The sequence below is a fragment of the Oleiphilus sp. HI0086 genome (genome assembly GCF_001635225.1).
In genome coordinates this window covers 1-737 of the sequence record NZ_LWFZ01001276.1, presented here as the reverse complement: position 1 = coordinate 737, position 737 = coordinate 1, and the positions used below count along the sequence as shown (strand labels likewise).

General features: G+C 44.6%; 2 protein-coding genes. One reads left to right on the top strand and one right to left on the bottom strand.

Annotated features, from left to right (window positions below):
* The coding region (locus A3756_RS21975) for a LysR substrate-binding domain-containing protein (RefSeq protein WP_231875609.1) at positions 1 to 370 on the top strand (370 nt) is incomplete at its 5' end.
* Positions 371 to 373: 3 nt separating this feature from the next.
* On the opposite strand, the gene A3756_RS21970 is transcribed toward A3756_RS21975, so the two are convergent.
* Positions 374 to 737: GGDEF domain-containing protein (locus A3756_RS21970; protein ID WP_156490683.1), on the bottom strand; the 364-nt coding region annotated here is incomplete at its 5' end.

Genomic DNA, 737 nt, shown 5'->3' with positions numbered 1-737 from the left:
TGCTAGCGAATCCTACTTGCGTAAGTACGGGAAACTCCAGAGCCTTGAGGATATTACGGGACATCGATTTCTTAATTTTTGCCAGAATATGAATAATATTCCGAGTATTAAGTGGTTAAATGAAATGGTCCCGAAGGAACAGATTAGCTTTAGTGCCAGCGACTACCATATATTAATGGATGCTGCGGAAAATGGTTTGGGTATCGTGGCGATGGATTGTCGAATTGCCGAACTTAAAACTGACCTGCAGCTACTTCTGCCAGCACCTAGTGCATGGCGTTCAACTATATGGTTAGTGACGCATCGTGATGTCCACTTTAGCCCGAAAGTTCAAGCCTTTACGGCACTTATCAAGCAGTGTTTAAAGTGAAAATCAAAAGTCGTCATTGACTCTAAAGCAGTTTCGCCCGTCATATTTTGCTTTATAGACGGCTTTATCTGCACGGGCTAGTAGTGATTGAAAGTCATTCTCGTCCTGATGTAGTTCAGCTACACCGATACTCGCTGTGACTAAGAGTCCAGCTGGCTTAAGTGCTTCTACATCTTTTCGGATTTGGTCCGAGCGCATCGTTGCTTGATCAAGGCTGCAGTTTTCCAGGAGTACCACAAACTCTTCGCCACCAAAACGCACGGCTACAAGATCTTCCTTTCGGTATTGGGTGCGTAGGAATTCACCAAAGGTACTTAAAACCTGGTCGCCAACCGGGTGGCCGTGCTGATCATTAATTTGTTTAAAG